Origin of the sequence: Billgrantia gudaonensis (genome assembly GCF_900100195.1) — a bacterium.
In the GTDB taxonomy this organism is placed as follows: domain Bacteria; phylum Pseudomonadota; class Gammaproteobacteria; order Pseudomonadales; family Halomonadaceae; genus Halomonas; species Halomonas gudaonensis.
In genome coordinates, this window is sequence record NZ_FNES01000004.1 from 113493 (window position 1) to 131101 (window position 17609).

General features: G+C 64.5%; 18 protein-coding genes. 11 read left to right on the forward strand and 7 right to left on the reverse strand.

The window, feature by feature from the left end; translation table 11 throughout:
* Positions 1-58: 58 nt before the first annotated feature.
* The 3 genes from BLP96_RS06330 to BLP96_RS06340 all read left to right on the forward strand — a co-directional run bounded on the left by BLP96_RS06330 (position 59) and on the right by BLP96_RS06340 (position 2126).
* On the forward strand, positions 59-874 hold the full coding sequence (locus tag BLP96_RS06330) for an inositol monophosphatase family protein (RefSeq protein ID WP_089684677.1): 816 nt from the start codon (positions 59-61) through the stop codon (positions 872-874).
* A gap of 100 nt (positions 875-974) precedes the next feature.
* Entirely contained in the window at positions 975-1250 is a 276-nt protein-coding gene (locus tag BLP96_RS06335) for a GrxA family glutaredoxin (protein ID WP_089684271.1), read from the forward strand.
* A gap of 108 nt (positions 1251-1358) precedes the next feature.
* Positions 1359-2126 carry a VOC family protein gene (locus BLP96_RS06340; RefSeq protein WP_089684273.1) on the forward strand — a complete coding sequence of 256 codons (768 nt, stop codon included), beginning with the start codon at positions 1359-1361 and terminating at the stop codon, positions 2124-2126.
* Between the two features lie 169 nt (positions 2127-2295).
* On the opposite strand, the gene BLP96_RS06345 is transcribed toward BLP96_RS06340, so the two are convergent.
* Together BLP96_RS06345 and BLP96_RS06350 are read right to left on the reverse strand one after the other, a co-directional pair.
* Positions 2296-2958, reverse strand: a complete 663-nt coding sequence (locus BLP96_RS06345; protein WP_089684274.1) for a CoA transferase subunit B — start codon at positions 2956-2958, stop codon at positions 2296-2298.
* A gap of 78 nt (positions 2959-3036) precedes the next feature.
* Positions 3037-3738, reverse strand: coding sequence for a CoA transferase subunit A (locus BLP96_RS06350; RefSeq protein ID WP_089684276.1), 702 nt, complete (start codon positions 3736-3738; stop codon positions 3037-3039).
* A gap of 123 nt (positions 3739-3861) precedes the next feature.
* On the opposite strand from BLP96_RS06350, the gene BLP96_RS06355 reads away from it, so the two are divergent.
* The 4 genes from BLP96_RS06355 (at position 3862) to BLP96_RS06370 (ending at position 7219) form a co-directional block, all read left to right on the forward strand.
* The gene (locus BLP96_RS06355; RefSeq protein ID WP_089684679.1) at positions 3862-4761 is read left to right on the forward strand and encodes a LysR family transcriptional regulator; all 900 of its coding nucleotides are present in this window, start codon (positions 3862-3864) and stop codon (positions 4759-4761) included.
* A 73-nt stretch (positions 4762-4834) separates the two neighbouring features.
* Complete coding sequence (locus BLP96_RS06360; protein WP_089684278.1) at positions 4835-5704, forward strand: acyltransferase; 870 nt, start codon at positions 4835-4837, stop codon at positions 5702-5704.
* 14 nt (positions 5705-5718) lie between these two features.
* Positions 5719-6588, forward strand: a complete 870-nt coding sequence (locus BLP96_RS06365) for a LysM peptidoglycan-binding domain-containing protein (protein WP_422666809.1) — start codon at positions 5719-5721, stop codon at positions 6586-6588.
* 4 nt (positions 6589-6592) lie between these two features.
* Positions 6593-7219, forward strand: a complete 627-nt coding sequence (locus tag BLP96_RS06370; RefSeq protein ID WP_089684282.1) for an alpha-ketoglutarate-dependent dioxygenase AlkB family protein — start codon at positions 6593-6595, stop codon at positions 7217-7219.
* A 69-nt stretch (positions 7220-7288) separates the two neighbouring features.
* On the opposite strand, the gene gcvT is transcribed toward BLP96_RS06370, so the two are convergent.
* Together gcvT and BLP96_RS06380 are read right to left on the reverse strand one after the other, a co-directional pair.
* Positions 7289-8401, reverse strand: a complete 1113-nt coding sequence (gcvT, locus tag BLP96_RS06375; RefSeq protein WP_089684284.1) for a glycine cleavage system aminomethyltransferase GcvT — start codon at positions 8399-8401, stop codon at positions 7289-7291.
* 98 nt (positions 8402-8499) lie between these two features.
* Positions 8500-9906, reverse strand: coding sequence for an alanine/glycine:cation symporter family protein (locus tag BLP96_RS06380; protein WP_089684286.1), 1407 nt, complete (start codon positions 9904-9906; stop codon positions 8500-8502).
* A 502-nt stretch (positions 9907-10408) separates the two neighbouring features.
* On the opposite strand from BLP96_RS06380, the gene gcvH reads away from it, so the two are divergent.
* Both gcvH and gcvP read left to right on the forward strand, forming a co-directional pair.
* Positions 10409-10801: a glycine cleavage system protein GcvH gene (gcvH, locus tag BLP96_RS06385; RefSeq protein ID WP_089684287.1), complete on the forward strand. Its 393-nt coding sequence runs from the start codon at positions 10409-10411 to the stop codon at positions 10799-10801.
* Between the two features lie 89 nt (positions 10802-10890).
* Positions 10891-13785 carry an aminomethyl-transferring glycine dehydrogenase gene (gene gcvP / locus BLP96_RS06390; protein ID WP_089684289.1) on the forward strand — a complete coding sequence of 965 codons (2895 nt, stop codon included), beginning with the start codon at positions 10891-10893 and terminating at the stop codon, positions 13783-13785.
* Positions 13786-13824: 39 nt separating this feature from the next.
* On the opposite strand, the gene BLP96_RS06395 is transcribed toward gcvP, so the two are convergent.
* Complete coding sequence (locus tag BLP96_RS06395) at positions 13825-14742, reverse strand: LysR family transcriptional regulator (RefSeq protein ID WP_089684291.1); 918 nt, start codon at positions 14740-14742, stop codon at positions 13825-13827.
* A 214-nt stretch (positions 14743-14956) separates the two neighbouring features.
* Here BLP96_RS06395 and ppnN point away from each other — a divergent pair, with 214 nt between their 5' ends.
* Positions 14957-16321, forward strand: a complete 1365-nt coding sequence (gene ppnN, locus BLP96_RS06400; RefSeq protein WP_089684293.1) for a nucleotide 5'-monophosphate nucleosidase PpnN — start codon at positions 14957-14959, stop codon at positions 16319-16321.
* A 110-nt stretch (positions 16322-16431) separates the two neighbouring features.
* Here the strand turns inward: ppnN and BLP96_RS06405 are convergent, their stop codons facing one another.
* Both BLP96_RS06405 and BLP96_RS06410 read right to left on the reverse strand, forming a co-directional pair.
* Positions 16432-16815, reverse strand: a complete 384-nt coding sequence (locus BLP96_RS06405) for a hypothetical protein (RefSeq protein WP_089684295.1) — start codon at positions 16813-16815, stop codon at positions 16432-16434.
* Positions 16815-17279, reverse strand: a complete 465-nt coding sequence (locus BLP96_RS06410) for a flavodoxin domain-containing protein (RefSeq protein WP_089684297.1) — start codon at positions 17277-17279, stop codon at positions 16815-16817. The genes BLP96_RS06405 and BLP96_RS06410 overlap by 1 nt, the downstream gene beginning before the upstream one ends.
* A gap of 120 nt (positions 17280-17399) precedes the next feature.
* On the opposite strand from BLP96_RS06410, the gene BLP96_RS06415 reads away from it, so the two are divergent.
* Positions 17400-17609: a DUF2788 domain-containing protein gene (locus tag BLP96_RS06415; RefSeq protein WP_089684680.1), complete on the forward strand. Its 210-nt coding sequence runs from the start codon at positions 17400-17402 to the stop codon at positions 17607-17609.

Consider the following 17609-nt stretch of genomic DNA (forward strand, 5'->3'; position numbering starts at 1 on the left):
TCGGCATGCAACGCGTCGACTGCTATTCTGGCAGTTCACTTCCCCACGAGGAATGATCATGCGTCCGCAACAGCGGCTCGAGCTGGCCGTCGCCATCGCCCGGGAAGCGGGCGAACGCATCATCGATGCCCGGCGAGAGCATCGTTTCAGTCATCACTACAAAGACGGCCAGGAGCTGGTCACCGACGTCGATGTCGCCGTCGATACCTTGATCGGCGAACGCCTGGCCACCCAGCTGCCCGACGACGAACGCCTCAGCGAGGAACTGGCACCGGCATTGGACCGGCTTGCCCAAGCCGAAGCCCTGTGGGTGGTGGACCCGATCGACGGCACGGTGAACTTCGCTCACGGCCTGTATCACGTGGCCGTCTCCATTGCCTGGGCCAGCCACGGCGAAGTGTGCCTGGGCGTGGTGCATGCCCCCTTCCTGGGCGAGACCTTCACGGCGCTCAAGGGCCAGGGCGCCTGGTGCAACGACAAGCCGATTCGCGCCAGCCGCACCAACGATCTCGACCGGTGTCTGGTCGGCACGGGCTTCCCGTATCGTCGCGACAGCCGTCCTCCGCTGATGCGCCGTCTGGAAGCGGTGCTGACCCACTGTCGCGACGTGCGCCGCAACGGCTCTGCAGCACTCGACCTGTGTGACGTGGCATGCGGACGCCTCGACGCCTATTACGAGAGCGTCTCCCCCTGGGATTTCGCCGCTGGCCAGTTGATTGCTCGAGAAGCCGGCGCCCGGACCGGCCACTTGTATCCTTGTCCGGGAGGCATTCCGCCGGACCTCTACGGCGAAAACCTGCTGGTGGCGAGCCCCGAGGTGCATGGAGAGCTCGCCGAACTGCTCCGCGCCGCGGACGACGACCGACTCGCCTGACAGCCTCGATAGTGGCGGGCAATGGCATGGCTAGCGGTGCACTATTGGCGACGAGCACGATGCTCCGTCAGAATGGCGTCGTCCAACGAGGAGGTTGAATATGTTCGTCGTCATCTACGGTCGTCCCGGTTGCCCCTTTTGCACCCGCGCCCAGGCACTGGCCGAGCGGCTCGAAGCCGCAGGCATCCTTCGTGGACAGCGCTACGTGGACATCTGGGCCGAGGGAATCAGCAAGGCCGACCTCGCCGAGCGCATCGGCAAGCCGGTTCACACCGTACCGCAGGTCTTCGTCGATCAGCGTCATGTCGGCGGTTTCACGGAGTTCGACCAGTTCGTCCGTGAGCGCGGCCTGTTGGCTCCCAGCCAGAGCGCCTGAGGTAGGATCTCGGCGTTCCTAACGTTCTTGCCCCGTTGAAAGCTCATCGCTGCCCTAGACCTATACTGACGTCGTTCGACGGCGCATCAGGACAGAGGGAATGGCGCGATGCAACGGGAAGAATTCGTCCAGCAGCTTTGGCTCGACTACATCCACCGACACCCGGATGTCGGTGCCTTGCGCCTATGGCCGACCGACGCTCCAGCCGAATATCTGACCCTGCTGACGCTCAACCACGGCCCGTTCGCCGCCCGTGAGCTCACGCCCTCACTGGGGCGGCTAGGCTATCGACCCATGCAGCACTACGCCATGGCCGATCGCGGCCTGCTGGTGTCGTTGCTGGCTCCCGTCGACGATGGCGCCTGGCTGGTTCTCGCTGAACTGCAGCTGGGCACCCTGTCGCGCGCACCCCGTGAATGCTTGACCGACCTCGTCGAGCGCACCCACCCGCGCGACGGCCGTGGACAGGACCTGCTATGCCGCGGGCGGCCCTGGCCAATGCCCGATTGGCACACCTATCGAAGGCTGCACGACGCCCATCCATTGGCGGGCTGGCTGGCCGCGATGGGGCCGAGCATGCATCACGCGGGCTACGACTGCGAGCGGCTCGACAGCGATCTGGCCACGTTGGATACCGCCATGGAACAGGCCGGCCTCTACGGCAGCGCCGACCGACATCACGGCATCCTTCCCATTTCGCCGCTGCTGGAGTATCGCTTCTACCCCACCAGCTCGCGGCGCCTGGCCTTCGCCGATGGCGACGAGCACCGCATCGATCTGGGCGGACTCGCCCTGGTGCAGAAGTGCCTCAGCAACGACCATGAGCGTGCCGTGGAACTGTTGCTCCCACACCACACGCGCTGCGAGATCGGTTGACCGTGCGTTATCCACAAAATCTGTGGATAACGCTGTGCAAGGCCAGCGCCGAGCGATCGCTGATCAGCATGAGCATGGCGTTCGGCTCGATATGCTCAGTTTTTCGACAAAGGCCCGAGCCAGTTGGCTCGGGCCTTTGTCGGCAATTCGGCGGGAGGTGCGCCGCGCATCAGGCGTCGAACGTCATCTCCGGCACGTGATCCGGTACGATCAACTTGCCCGCCGTCTTCTCGACGATCTCCTCGACGCTGACCCCCGGTGCGCGCTCCTTGAGTACGAAGGCGCCATTCTCGATCTCCAGATAGGCCAGGTCGGTCAACACGCGGTTGATGCAGCCGGCACCGGTCAACGGCAGAGTGCACTTCTCGAGCAGCTTGGATTCCCCATGCTTGGAAGCATGAGTCATGGTGCAGATGATGTTCTCGGCCCCGGCCACTAGATCCATGGCGCCACCCATGCCCTTGATCAGCTTGCCCGGGATCATCCAGGAAGCGATGTTGCCTTCCTGATCGACTTCGAAGGCCCCGAGAACGGTCAGGTCGACATGCCCGCCGCGGATCATGGCGAAGGATTCCGCCGAGTCGAAGATCGCCGCACCCGGACGGGCGGTCACGGTCTGCTTGCCGGCATTGATCATGTCCGGATCGACCTCTTCCTCGGTGGGAAAGCGTCCCATCCCGAGCAACCCATTTTCCGAGTGCAGCATCACGTCGATACCCTCGGGCACGTAGTTGGCCACCAGAGTGGGAATGCCGATTCCCAGGTTGACGTAGAAACCGTCCTTCAATTCTTGCGCCACGCGCTGCGCCATCTGTTCGCGAGTCAGTGCCATGGTATTTGCCTCTTGTGTTCGGTAGAGAAGCGTCCGGCCGGCCGCGCCGACCTCCTACAGTCGCAACGTGTCGCCGGCTCAGGACTCACGCACGGTGCGCTTCTCGATGCGCTTCTCGAAGGTTCCCTGAATGATGCGGTCGACGTAGATTCCCGGCGTATGGATCTGATCCGGCTTGAGTTCGCCCGGCTCGACGATCTCCTCGACCTCCACCACGGTGACCTTGCCGCAGGTGGCCGCCAGCGGATTGAAGTTCTGGGCCGTGTCGCGATACATGACATTGCCGTAGCGGTCGGCTTTCCAGCCCTTGACGATGGCGAAATCGGCGTGAAACGCCTCTTCCAGAATGTAGTGGCGGCCGTTGAACTCGCGCACCTCCTTGCCCTCGCCGATCGGCGTACCGTAGCCGGTCGCGGTATAGAAGGCCGGAATGCCGGCGCCGCCGGCACGCATCTTCTCGGCCAGAGTGCCCTGGGGCGTCAGCACGACCTCGATCTCATCGTTGAGCATCTGCTGCTCGAACATGGCGTTCTCGCCCACGTAGGAGGCGAAGATCTTCTTGATCTGCTTGTCTTCTAGCAGCAATCCGAGGCCGAAACCATCGACCCCGCAGTTGTTGGAGAGCACGGTGAGATCCTTGACGCCACGACGCTTGATCTCGGCGATGAGGTTCTCGGGGATACCGCACAGGCCGAAGCCCCCGGCCGCCACGGTCATGCCGCTCTCGATACCTTCCATTGCCTCTTCGAAGGAGTACACGCGCTTGTCGAATCCGGCCATCGCGAAGCCTCGTCTTGTTGTGGGATGAGTGAAAGACGGTACCCGATCAGTGTTGACTCGGCCAATATATTTGTTAAGTTTGTTTTTTTTATTGATTAATCTGGATAACAAATAAAAATGACCATGACCGTCAAGCAGCTTCGTGCCTTCCAGGCGGTGGCCCAGACCCTGAGCTTCACCCAGGCCTGCGAACACCTGCACCTCTCGCAGCCGGCATTGAGCCTGGCCATCAAAGGGCTAGAGCAAACCCTTGGCGGCCCACTGTTGATTCGCAGCACGCGCAGCGTGCGCCTCACCCCGGAGGGCGAGACGCTGTTGCCGCTGGCCAAGCGGTTGCTGGCCGACTGGGACAACACCGAAGAGCTGCTGCGCCAGCGCTTTACCCTGCAGCTAGGTCGGGTGGCCGTGGCGGCCATGCCCTCCTTCGCCTGCAACCGCCTGCCACCGGCACTGCGGGTCTTTCGCGAACGCTTTCCCCGGGTCAACGTCACCGTGCACGACGTCATCAACGAGCAGGTGATCGACATGGTCCATCAGCGGCAGGTCGAGCTTGGCGTCGCCTTCGAGCCTCAATCCCACGAGGGGACCGACTTCCTGCCCCTCTTCGAGGACGTCTTCGTTGCCGTGGTCCCACCCGACTCGCCGCTGGCCGATGCCGAACGCATCGACTGGCATGCGCTGCTGGCCCACGACTTCATCACACTGCAGCGCCCATCGATGGTGCGTATCCTGCTCGAGCGCACGCTGGCTCGCCGGGGCACCGAACTGCCGGTGGCCTTCGAAAGCCACCAACTGGCCACCGTGGGACGCATGGTGGCCAGCGGGCTCGGAGTGAGTGCGGTGCCGGCCTTGTGCCAGGAACAGATGCAGGAACTCGGGGCCCGCTGTCGCCCACTTCACGATCCTCCCATCCAACGCACCGTTGGCATCGTGGTCAGCGCCGGCCAGGAGTTGTCGGTGGCGGCCCGGGCACTTTGCGAGGTGCTGCAGAAGACCCTGGCCATCGCTCCTCCACGAACGTGAGTCGCGTCACTGGGCAGCCCATAGCCGATCCATTAGCATGTGCAGCTACCGTCTCATCTGCAAGGAGCGTGGCATGTCGACCCTCAAGGGGCTGGTCAGCGTGCTGCTACTGGTCATCACCACCCTGGCCTGGGGAATACCGCTCGTCCTCCTCACGGCCGTCAAGCTGATCACGCCTGGGCGACCGCTGCGACGTCTGGTGGTCCGAGGGCTCAGCGGAGTCGCGCTCAACTGGGTGGGTTGCAACCTGTGGTGGATGCGCCGCTGGCTGAAACCCCAACTCAGCATGGAGCTCCCCAACGGACTGTCGCCGGAGCGTTGGTGGCTGGTCATTTCCAACCATCGCTGCTGGACGGACATCTTCCTGCTATTTTTCGCGCTTCACCGTCGGCTGCCGATGCCGCACTTCTTCGTCAAGCGCCAGTTGATCTGGGTGCCCATCGTCGGCCTGGCCTTCTGGGCACTGGAATTCCCCATGCTGCGGCGCTTGACCCGCGAGCAGCGCAAGCGACACCCTCATCTGGCCCGCCGCGACCGCGAAGCCACCGAACGCATGTGCCGCCATGCCCAGGAACGCCCCATCGCCATCTACAACTTCGTCGAGGGTACCCGTTTCACCCCTGCCAAGCGGGCCGCCCAGGCCTCGCCGTACCGCCATCTGCTGCGCCCCAGAGCCGGTGGCATCGCCCAGGTCGTCAGCCTTCTCGGCGATCACCTGGGCGGCATCCTCGACGTGACGCTCCGCTACGCCAACCCTAACCCCACCTTCTGGGGCTTTCTGTGCGGTCGCGAAGGACCGGTAACGCTCCGCGCCCGACGATTGGCGGTGCCGACTTGGATGGCTCAGGGCAGCTATCATGACGACCCGGATTACAAGGAACGCTTCCATTCATGGCTGAATGCCCTGTGGCAGGAAAAGGACGCGGCACTCGACTCGCGATAGCGCTGTTGGCAATGCTGCTGCTCGGCGCCTGTGCCGGGCGAGGCGGTGACGTTCAGCGAGCTGGCGACCCCGGAATCGCCGGACGTTGGGTCACCGTTCAGCGCGGCGACACGCTGGGCGCCATCGCACGACGCGCCGACGTTCCCCTCGAGCGGTTGACCCGATTCAACCCCGGGGTGGATGCCCGGCACCTGGCCGTGGGTCAGCGGTTGCTGGTTCCCACCCAGCGCGAAAGGGCACCGTTCGGAGGACCTTACCGCTATCAGATTCGCCCGGGAGACACCTATGCCGGCATCGCCCGGCGCTTCGGGACCACGCCCGGGCGCATTCAGAATGCCAACCCGGGCACCGACCCGCGTGGCTTGCGAATCGGGCAAATCGTCCAGGTTCCGCTCGCCGGGGGTGCAGCACCCAAGACCGCCGCCTCGAACCAGGCGGCCTCGCAGCGAGCCAGCAGCAAGAAGAGCACGACCAGCACCGCTGCCAAGCCAAGCGGATCGCTGCCCTCCTCAGCCAGCGGCTGGCCCTGGCCACTCGATGACTACCGCATCGTCCGTCGCTACGGCACCGACAGTCGCGGCACCCTGCAACCCATGCTGCTTGCCACGCAGCGAGGCGCCAAGGCCAAGGCAGTTGCCGATGGCGACGTCCGCTTCTCGGGCAGCATGCGCCAGCTCGGCCGGGTCGTCATCGTCCATCACGAGGGCAACCTGCAGAGCGTGTATGCCCTGTGTGATAGCCTGAGCGTCGAGGAAGGCAGCCGAGTCTCGCAAGGCGCCCCGGTTTGCGAAGTGGGTTACAGCAATGCCACCGAGCGCCACGACCTACTGTTCGACCTGCGCCACGGCGGCAAGCCGATCGACCCCCAGCGCGTGTTACGCTGACGCCATGCCTCACGCCACTGTCAGGAATACGACACGACTTCTCGAGTCGCCGCCACTGGTGCGCTACGACGGCCTGTTGGGAGAGACCGCGGCAAGCGTGGCACTCGAGCGTCTCGACCGGGAACTGGCCTGGCAACGGCCGCAGCTTCGCCTCTACGGCAAGCTGCACTCGATACCTCGCCAGCAGGTATGGATGGGAGACGCCAATGCCCGCTATCGCTACTCGGGCAGCGATTTCGACCCGGAGCCATGGCACCCCCTGGTCGCCGAGATTCGCGAGTCCGTGACTGCTCGTCTCGCCGAGGCTGGCGTGTCGGCCGCCTTCAACAGCGTACTGCTCAACCGCTACGCCGACGGCGAGGAACGCATGGGCTGGCACAGCGACGACGAGTCGGAGCTGGGCAGCGACCCACTGATCGCCGCGGTGTCGCTGGGCGCCGAGCGCCCGCTGCGCTTCCGCTGGCGGCACGGAGAAGACACCCCCTTCAACGTCTGGTTGCCCCACGACAGTCTGCTATTGATGGGCAGCGGCGTGCAGCGTCGGCTCCAGCATGCGTTGCTTCCCCGTAAACGCCTCGGGCGGCGCATCAGCCTGACCTTTCGCTGGATTCATACCGCCCCTCTCTCCTGAGACAACGACGCCTCGTCCCGACCGGGACGAGGCGTCATCGAGATCGCCCTGGTAGATAACGGTATAAAATCAACCGCGATAGTAACCGGGTGTGACGAACGGCATCTTGGTCACGGTCATGGGCAGGCGCTTGCCGCGCACCTCGGCGTAGACGGTGGTGTCTGGCGCGGCATGATCGATGTCGACATAGCCCATGGCCACCGGTCTGCCGACGCTGGGCCCGAAGCCGCCGGAAGTCACGCTGCCGACATGGTGACCGTCCGCATCGTAGAGGTCGGCGCCCTCGCGCACCGGGGCGCGCCCCTCTCCCAGCAGCCCGACGCGCTTGCGTCGATGGTCCTTCGCCTCGACCTGATGCAGGATCAGGTCGGCCCCGGGAAAGCCGCCGGGACGCTCGCCGCCGCGGCGGCGCGGTTTGCCGATGGCCCAGATCAGGCCCGCCTCGACGGGCGTGGTCGCGGTGTCGATGTCGTGGCCGTAGAGGCACAGGCCCGCTTCCAGACGTAGCGAGTCGCGCGCCCCCAGACCGATCGCTTCGACCTCCGGCTCGGCCAACAGCCGACGCGCCACGGCCTCGCTCTGCTCGGCCGGCACCGAGATCTCGAAGCCGTCCTCGCCGGTGTAGCCGCTGCGGCTGATCCATACCGGTACGCCATCGATCGTGAAATGGCCATGCTGCATGAAGACCAGCTCACAGGCATCTGGGCATAGCCGCTGCATGACCTTGCCTGCCTCCGGCCCTTGCAGCGCGAGCAAGCCGCGGTCGAGTGTCTCGACGCGATGCGCGTCGTCCAGGCCGGTCTGCAGCAGCGCGATGTCCTGATCCTTGCAGGCCGCATTGACGACCAGATAGAGATGATCGCCGGCATTCACGACCATCAGGTCATCGAGAATGCCGCCATCCTGGGACGTGAACAGCGCATAGCGTTGCATGCCCTCGGGCAGGCCGACGATGTCGGCCGGCACCAGCGTCTCCAGCGACTCGGCGGGGCGCGGGCCGTGCAGCAGGAGCTGCCCCATGTGCGAGACGTCGAAGAGTCCGCAGGCATTGCGGGTATGCTCGTGCTCCTTCTTGACGCCCAGGGCGTACTGAACCGGCATGGCATAGCCGGCGAAAGGCACCATCTTGCCGCCCAGTTCCAGATGCAGGTCGTACAGCGGCGTGCGTTTGAGTTCGCTCATGGAAGATATCCTCTACGGCAGGAGTGATCGGGCCCGGTACGCAAGGAGGTGCCGCAAGGGCACCTCCCAGGCCTGACGGAGTGCAAGGGCACCCGGATTCAGGACTTGTCGTGATCGAGCTCTTCGCCGGGCAGCACCGTCTTGCCGTCGAAGTAGTCCTTGGCCAGCTTGAAGACCACCGGCGAGAGCAGCGCCAGGGCGATCAGGTTGGGCACGGCCATCAACGCATTGAAGATGCTAGCGAGCACCCAGACCAGGTTCAGATTGGCCATGGCCCCCAGGGGAATGGCGATGATGAACAGCACCCGATACAGGGTGATCGAGCGGGTCCCGAACAGGAACTGAAAGCACTTCTCGCCGTAGAAGGCCCAGCCCAGGATGGTGGTGAAGGCGAAGACGGCCAGTGCGAAGGTCACCACGTACTCGCCGATGCCGGGAAGCGCCAGGTCGAAGGAGATCGCGGTCAGACGCGCACCGGTCTCGCCGCCGCTCCACTCCACGCTGGTCAGGATGACCAGTGCGGTGATGGAGCAGACGACGATGGTGTCGATGAAAGTGCCCAGCATGGCGATCAGCCCCTGGCGCACCGGGTTCTTGGTCTGTGCCGCGGCATGCGCGATGGGCGCGCTACCCAGGCCCGCTTCGTTGGAGAAGACGCCGCGCGCCACGCCGAACTGGATGGCCATGGCCACCCCCGCGCCAGCGAAACCACCCGCCGCTGCGATCGGGTTGAAGGCATGGTAGAAGATCATGCCGAATGCCTCGCCGAGCTGGCCGGCGTTGATCACCAGCACCAGCACGCCAGCCGCGATGTAGGCGATACCCATGATCGGCACCAGCTTGCCGGCCACCTTGGCGATGCGCTTGATCCCGCCCAGAATCACGGCCCCGGCCAGCACCATCAAGACCAGGCCGGTCAGCCAGTGGGGCACGCCCAGCGATTCGCTGAGACCTTCGGCCACCGAGTTGGACTGCACGGTATTGCCGATGCCGAATGCCGCCACGGCGCCGAACAGCGCGAAGGCACCGCCCAGCCACAGCCATTTACGGCCCAGGCCGTTCTTGATGTAGAACATGGGACCGCCGACGTGGAAGCCGTCACTGTCGGTCTCGCGGTAGCGTACCGCCAGCACCGCTTCGGAAAACTTGGTGGCCATACCCACCAGGGCGGTGATCCACATCCAGAACACGGCGCCCGGTCCACCCAGGAAGATGGCGGTCGCCACGCCGGCGATGTTGCCGGTACCGATGGTGGCGGAAAGCGCGGTCATCAACGCGTTGAACGGCGAGATCTCACCGTCCTCTTCTCCCTTGGGCTTTCCCTCGGGCGTCTGCTTGCCATCCCGCCCCTGCCACATGAGCTTGAAGCCCATGCCCAGCTTGCGGATGGGCATCAGCTTGAGGCCGGCCTGAAGGTAGATGCCGACCCCGAGCAACAGGATCAGCATGGGAACGCCCCATACGATCCCCTCGATCGATCCTAGCAATGACATTAAGGTTTCCACGAAACGTCTCCCTTGGAGTTGTTGCATTTATTGTCGAGTCCACCAATCGTCATGGCGGACCATCTTCATGCTGAAACGCCTTCATCGAACGCATTCGATACGACTAACCGGCGTAAGATAGCGGAATCTATCGATGCCATGCCACCCTGGCACAAACTGTCCTGGCCGACTCGGCGTCAACGGTGACACCGTCGAGGGTATCTCGAGTTTCGTATCGGAAACAACGGATCCCGACACTCCGACGCCCGCGTTGCACTGCCCTACCCGCCGATGCCGTTCGCCAGTGGTTAGCGTAGTGAGCGAGTCCTGTGCTGTCGAACCACACCAGCCCCAGCAACTCGACCGCGGCAGGGACTGGACGACGGCGACCCGGCAGGCCACCCTGAAGGGGTCGGACGGCCGAGTCCGGTGCCATCGACCGCATGACGTCGGGCTCGCCAAATGCCGCCAATGGCGGTAGCATTCACCCCATCAGAAAACCTTTTTCGTATAGGAAAACAGTATGAGCACGATTCCTGCCAACCTGCGCTACAACGACAGCCATGAGTGGGTGCTGGATAACGGCGACGGCACCGTCACCATCGGTATCACCGATCACGCTCAAGAAGCCTTGGGCGACGTCGTGTTCGTGGAGCTGCCCGAAGTCGGACAAACGCTAGCCAAGGGCGATGAGTTCGGGGTGATCGAGTCCGTGAAGGCAGCCTCGGATCTCTACGCTCCCGTGGCTGGCGACATCGTCGAGGTGAACGAAGCGCTGGAAGATGCGCCGGAAACCGTCAACGAATCTCCCTATGACGATGGCTGGGTCATGAAGGTGCGCCTGGCCGACGCCAATGACATCGACGAACTGCTCGATGCCGACGCCTACCAGGCGCTGGTCGACGCCGAAGCCTGAGGTCGATTCCATCGCGGCCCCCACCGAGGGGGCTGTTCGTCACGGCCCACGCCACCCCATCCAGCCGCCACTTGCCCACAGGTAGCCTCATGGTTCATGACACTCGCCGCCTGGCCGACCTGGCCGATCACGATGCCTTCGTCCGTCGTCACAACGGTCCCTCTTCCGACGACGTAGCCGCCATGCTGGCTGCACTGGACATGGACAGTCTCGATGCATTGATCGCTCGCAGCGTGCCGGCGGATATCCGCCTCGACCGCGACCTCGCACTCGATGCGCCACGTACCGAACCCGAGGCGCTCGACTATCTGCAACGCCTGGCGCGTCAGAACAAGGTCTTCAAGACCTACATCGGTCAGGGCTATCACGATACGCACGTACCGGCGGTCATCCAGCGCAACGTGCTGGAGAATCCGGGCTGGTACACGGCCTACACGCCCTACCAGCCGGAAATCGCCCAGGGGCGGCTAGAGGGACTGCTCAATTTCCAGCAGATGGTCATGGACCTCACGGGCATGAAGCTGGCCAATGCGTCGCTGCTGGACGAGGCCACCGCCGCCGCGGAGGCCATGGCGCTGTGCAAGCGGGCCAACAAGAAGGCCAAGAGCAATGCCTTCTTCGTCGCCGACGACGTGCTGCCGCAGACGCTGGACGTGGTACGCACCCGCGCCCATTACTTCGACTACGAGCTGATCGTGGCGCCGGCCGATGAGATCGGCGCACACGACGTTTTCGGTGCCCTGCTCCAGTATCCGGGCCAAAGCGGCGAAGTCCGCGACCTCGCCCCGTTGCTGGCCAGCGCTCGCGAAAAAGGCATCATGACCTGCGTGGCCGCCGACATCATGAGCCTGGTGCTGCTTGCCGAGCCGGGGGCACTGGGTGCCGACATCGTGGTCGGCAACACCCAGCGCTTCGGCGTGCCCATGGGGTTCGGCGGCCCCCACGCCGCCTATTTCGCCACCACGGACAAGCTCAAGCGCTCGATTCCCGGCCGCATCATCGGGGTCTCCCAGGACAGTCGCGGCCACACCGCCCTGCGCATGGCGATGCAGACTCGCGAGCAGCACATCCGCCGCGAGAAGGCCACCTCCAACATCTGTACCGCCCAGGCGCTGCTGGCCAACATCGCCGGCTTCTACGCCGTCTACCACGGCGCCGAGGGACTGACCACCATTGCCACGCGCATCCACCGGCTGACCACCATCCTCGCCGAGGGACTCACCCGTAGCGGCGTGCGCCTGGCCCACGATACCTGGTTCGATACCCTGCGCCTGACCGGCGTGGACGCCGGCAAGATCCATGGCCGGGCGATGACTCATGAGATCAACCTACGCTATTTCGAAGGCGGCGACATCGGCGTCTCCCTCGACGAGACCACCACCGCCCACGATCTGGACACGCTATTCGACGTGCTGCTGGGCGAGGAGCATGGCCTGTCGGTCATGGCACTCGACGAAGCGGTAGCGAACGCCGGCAAGAGCGGCATTCCCGCGACCTGCGTACGCGAGTCCGCCTTCCTGGAGCATCCCACCTTCCGGCGCTACCGTAGCGAAACCGAGATGCTGCGCTACCTGAAGCGGCTCGAGAACCGCGACCTGTCGTTGACTCATGCCATGATCCCGCTGGGCTCGTGCACCATGAAGCTCAACGCCACCAGCGAGATGGTGCCCATCACCTGGCCGGAGTTCGCGAAGATTCATCCCTTCGCGCCCAAGGAACAGGTCGCCGGCTATCGACAGATGATCAATGAACTGGCCGCCTTCCTGGTGGAAGTGACCGGCTACGACCACATCTCCATGCAGCCCAATTCCGGCGCCCAAGGCGAATACGCCGGCCTCGTGGCCATTCGCCGCTACCAGGCCGCCAGCGGCGAGAGCCAGCGCGACGTCTGCCTCATCCCCAGTTCCGCCCACGGCACCAACCCTGCCTCCGCCGCCATGGCACACATGAAGGTGGTGGTGGTCGAATGCGACGACGACGGCAACATCGATCTCGCCGACCTTCGCGACAAGGCCGAGCAGCACGGCGAGCGCCTCTCGGCGATCATGCTCACCTACCCCTCTACCCATGGCGTCTTCGAAGCGGGCGTGCGCGAGGCGTGCCGCATCGTCCACGATCATGGCGGTCAGGTCTACATCGACGGCGCCAACATGAATGCCCAGGTCGGTCTGACCCGCCCCGGCGACTTCGGTGGCGACGTCAGCCATCTCAACCTGCACAAGACATTCTGCATTCCCCATGGAGGCGGCGGTCCCGGCATGGGCCCCATCGGCGTCAAGGCACACTTGGCACCCTTTGTGCCCAACCACGTGGTGACGCCCATCGACGGCGTCGGCCGCGATTGCGGCGCGGTCTCGGCGGCGGCCTTCGGCTCCGCCTCGATCCTTCCCATTTCCTGGGCCTACATCAAGATGATGGGCGCGCGAGGCCTGCGCCAGGCCACCGAACTCGCCATCCTCAACGCCAACTACATCGCCAAGCGGCTGGAGGCACACTTCCCGATACTCTATCGCGGCAACGACGGTACCGTGGCCCACGAATGCATCGTCGATGTGCGCCCGCTCAAGGCGGCCTCCGGCATCACCGAGGAGGACATCGCCAAGCGCCTGATGGACTACGGCTTCCACGCCCCGACCATGTCTTTCCCGGTACCGGGCACGCTGATGGTGGAACCCACCGAGTCGGAATCGCGCTACGAGATCGACCGCTTCTGCGATGCCATGATCGCCATCCGCGAAGAGATCGCGAAGGTGGAAAACGGCGAGTGGCCGGCCGACGACAACCCGCTGGTCCGCGCGCCGCACACCATGGCCGACCTGATGGACGCCGAATGGACCCGACCCTACTCCCGCGAGTTGGGCGCGTTCCCGTCCGAGGCCGTCAAAGTCTCCAAGGTGTGGCCGGCCGTCAATCGCGTCGACAACGTGCTGGGCGACCGCCAGTTGATCTGCTCCTGTCCGAGCATCGACGAATACCGCGACTAGAGGGAGGTGTCGGGTGCGGGGGGCTGCTGATGTCCCCCGTCAGGCCAGATCCACCGGCTGCTCGCCGTGGCCATAGAGTTCCTGCAGGCGCTGCTCGCGGAAGCCCTCGAGCAGCCGCACGTAGCGGCGCGGCATCTGCGTGCCGGCACGGGTCACCAGGTGCAGCGTTTCGTACTCGGGTCGCGACAGCGACAGCTCCTTGACCTGGCGCTGCCAGGGCGACGTTTCCAGCACCAGGCGCGATACCACGGTGAAGCCCAGCCCGCGGGCCACGGCATCCAGCACCATGGCCACCTCGTTGGTGAATCCCTGACGCCGAAACTGCCCCATGGAGCGAAACTCCTCGGGGAAGTTGCTGCGCAGCAGGCTGCGGGCGTGATTGACGCCGTCGGAGTAGTTGATGAAACCGATTCCCATCAGCTCGGCGAGACCAGTGCCGGCGAAGTCGGCCGGCACCACCAGGCACAGCGCCTCCTGGTGCCAGGCCACGCAGTCCAGGTCGGGATGACGCACCGGTTCGGTCACGATTCCCAGGTCGTAGCGGCCAGCGAGGACGTCACCGACGATTTCGTGGCTGAAGGCGAAGCTGTAGTTGACCGTGAGCCCGGCATGCATCTGCTGCTGGCCCAAGATGTAGGGGTAGAGCATCAACCCCACGCTGCCCGGCGAAGCGATGCGGCATTCACCGCTGTCCAGAGCGTCGTCATCCAGCGAATGGCGAAACTGCTCGTGCTCGGCGAACAGGCGCAGCCCATAGTCGTAAGCGCGCCGCCCCGCCTCGGTAAGCGTGAAGCGACGGCCCTGGCGATCGAGCAGCGGCTTGTCGAGATAGCGCTCCAGCTTGCGCACGTGCTGGCTGACTCCAGGCTGGGTCATCTCCAGACGCTGGGCCGTACGGGTGAAGCTGCCGGTCTCGACCAGGGTGACGAAGGTACGAAAGTACTGGGCATTGAACATGGGGCTCGCTGGATGCCTCGACGACTACCGGAAAGCCACATTCTAGCAGGCCCCAAGGGGCCACGCAGCGCTGCGCCCACCCGAGCGGCGTGGTAGCATCGGCACATGAACCATTCCCGATCCCGATGCGTCAACCCGTAAGCCGATGGCCGCTCCGCAAGCCGCGCCCGGCACGGTGACGACGCATCGGATCGACGCGCGACAAGGACGCTCAATGCCCGATACTCTCTCCAGCACCGTTTCACCCCTGCGCAGCCTCGAGGTGCTCTCCCAGCACGAGGTGAATCGCCTGCGCGACACCTCCAAGAGCGGGCTCCACGATCTGCTGAGACGCTGCGCACTGGCCGTGCTCAGCTCCGGCAACATGACCGACGACAGCCTGGCGCTGATGGAAACCTACCACGACTTCGACATCGAAGTCCTCCAACAGGACCGCGGCATTCGGCTCAGGCTCAGCAACGCCCCGGCCGAGGCCTTCGTCGACGGCAAGATGATCCGCGGCATTCGCGAGCACCTGTCCTCGGTGCTGCGCGACATCGTCTACGTCTACAACGAGATCCAGACTCACCAGCGCTTCGACCTCTCCACCGGAGAAGGGACCACCAACGCCGTCTTTCACATTCTGCGCAAGGCTGCCGTACTCCAGCCCGGCCGCGATCCGAGCATGGTGGTGTGCTGGGGCGGCCATTCGATCTCGCGAGAAGAATACGACTACACCAAGAACGTCGGCTATCAGCTAGGGCTGCGCGACCTGGACATCTGTACCGGCTGCGGTCCGGGCGCCATGAAGGGGCCGATGAAAGGGGCCAACGTCGCTCACGCCAAGCAGCGGCGCAGCGAAGGCCGCTATCTGGGCATCTCGGAACCCGGCATCATTGCCGCCGAAGCGCCCAACCCGCTGGTCAACGAGCTGGTGGTGATGCCCGACATCGAAAAGCGCCTGGAGGCCTTCGTCCGCGTCGGACACGGCATGGTGGTCTTCCCCGGGGGCGTCGGCACCGCCGAAGAGATCCTCTACCTGCTGGGGATCCTGCTTCACCCCGACAATGCCGACATGGCAATGCCAGTGGTGTTCACCGGCCCGGCCAGTGCTGCCGATTACTTCCGCCGCATCGACGAATTCCTCGGCTACACCCTCGGCGACGCCGTGCGCGACAAGTATCGCATCATCGTCGACGATCCCGTCGAAGTGGCTCGTGCGCTGCGCAAGGGTGTCGACGAGGTCACCGACTTTCGCCTCACCCATCAGGACGCTTTCCACTTCAACTGGCGATTGACCATCGCCCGCGGCTTCCAGGCCCCGTTCGAGCCGACCCACCAGGCAATGGCCGGCCTCGCGCTGCACCGCGAGCAACCCGTCCACGAGCTGGCGGCGAACCTGCGTCGCGCCTTCTCCGGCATCGTGGCCGGCAACGTCAAGGAGCAAGGCCTGCGTGCCATCGAAGCCCATGGCCCGTTCCGGCTCCACGCCGAGCCCGAGCTGATGCACCGCCTCGACGAGTTGCTGGGCTCTTTCGTTACCCAGGGACGCATGAAGCTGCCCGGCAAGGAGTACGTCCCCTGCTACCAGCTGGTCTAACCCACCACGGATCCCCCGCGCCATGAGCACACGAGGCACCACCGCCCGCGTGCATGGCGCGGTCGTTCCATCCGATTCGCGAGAGTCTCTTCACGTTCACGTACGAGCGATCAGCCTCGATCGGCTCCTGACGACTCCACTGACCACCACGACCACAGCGCATGCAGCAACAGCCCTAGCGTCGCGCCGTGGGCCAGGAGCAGTTGCCAGCTCAGCCAGTCGCTCATCACGGCGTGCCACAGCCCCATGCCGACCGCACCAGCTCCCAGGCACAGCCCCAATCGCTTCAGCAGCGCCGGCAACCGGCGCCGCTCCTCCGTCGCCAAGAGCCGCCAGTTCATCAGCGTGACCACGGCCACCACGGCGAAGGCCACTAGGATCAGCGCCAACCGGGCATCATGGCCGCCGGCCAGATAGCGCGGCACGGTAGCCCCCATCAGCACGAGCAGGCCCAGCATGAGGCTGAGCCGTTCGGCGCTCGGTTGCGTGATCATCAAGCCACCTTGAGCTGCTGATCCTCGATCCATTCCTCGACCCAGGGCAAGGCAGCGTCGTCGGCCATGAAAGTCTCCATGGCATCGACCTCCAGGCGCTCGCCCAGTCGATTGGCTCCCAGGCCGGCGAGCATTTCGTCGAGACGCCGCCCGGCACCGCAGAAGGTCTCGCCGTAGGAGCTGTCTCCCAAGGCGATCAAACCATAGCGCAACCAGGTGAGAGAAGGGCTGCGCTCATCGAGGGCACGGGCAAAGGGTACGAAGTTGCCGGGGAAATCGCCGCTACCGGTGGTGGATACGCAGAACAGGGCCAGGTCGGGCGAAGCGTCGACCAAGTCTTCCAGGGTCGGCTGCTCGAGAATGGCGACCTCGTAGCCCGCCGCTTCGAACAGCGGACTGACCTGTTCGGCCACATCGAGAGCGCCGCCATACATGGTTCCAACGAATATCTTCAACATCGTCATGTCGTGGGGATACCTGAGTCTTTTAATGAGATAATGACGCGGGGCGTGCCGCTCGTGAATCACCCTGCACTCGCGACGCAGTCCGAGTACAATGCTCGGACTCTGTTCACGGGAGGCGGCATGACAGCAACCTTCGAAGCCTGGATCACCCCGATCATGATCGGTGGACTGATCCTGTTCATGGGCTTCATCATCTGGGATCTGGCAAAACAGTCCCAAGCCGGCCGCTTCGGCACCCTGATGCTGTTCGTGGTGCTTGGCGCCGGCATGCTGGGCTACATTCTCAAGGTGATCATCACCTGGCTGATCGAGCGCGGCGGCGGCGTATGA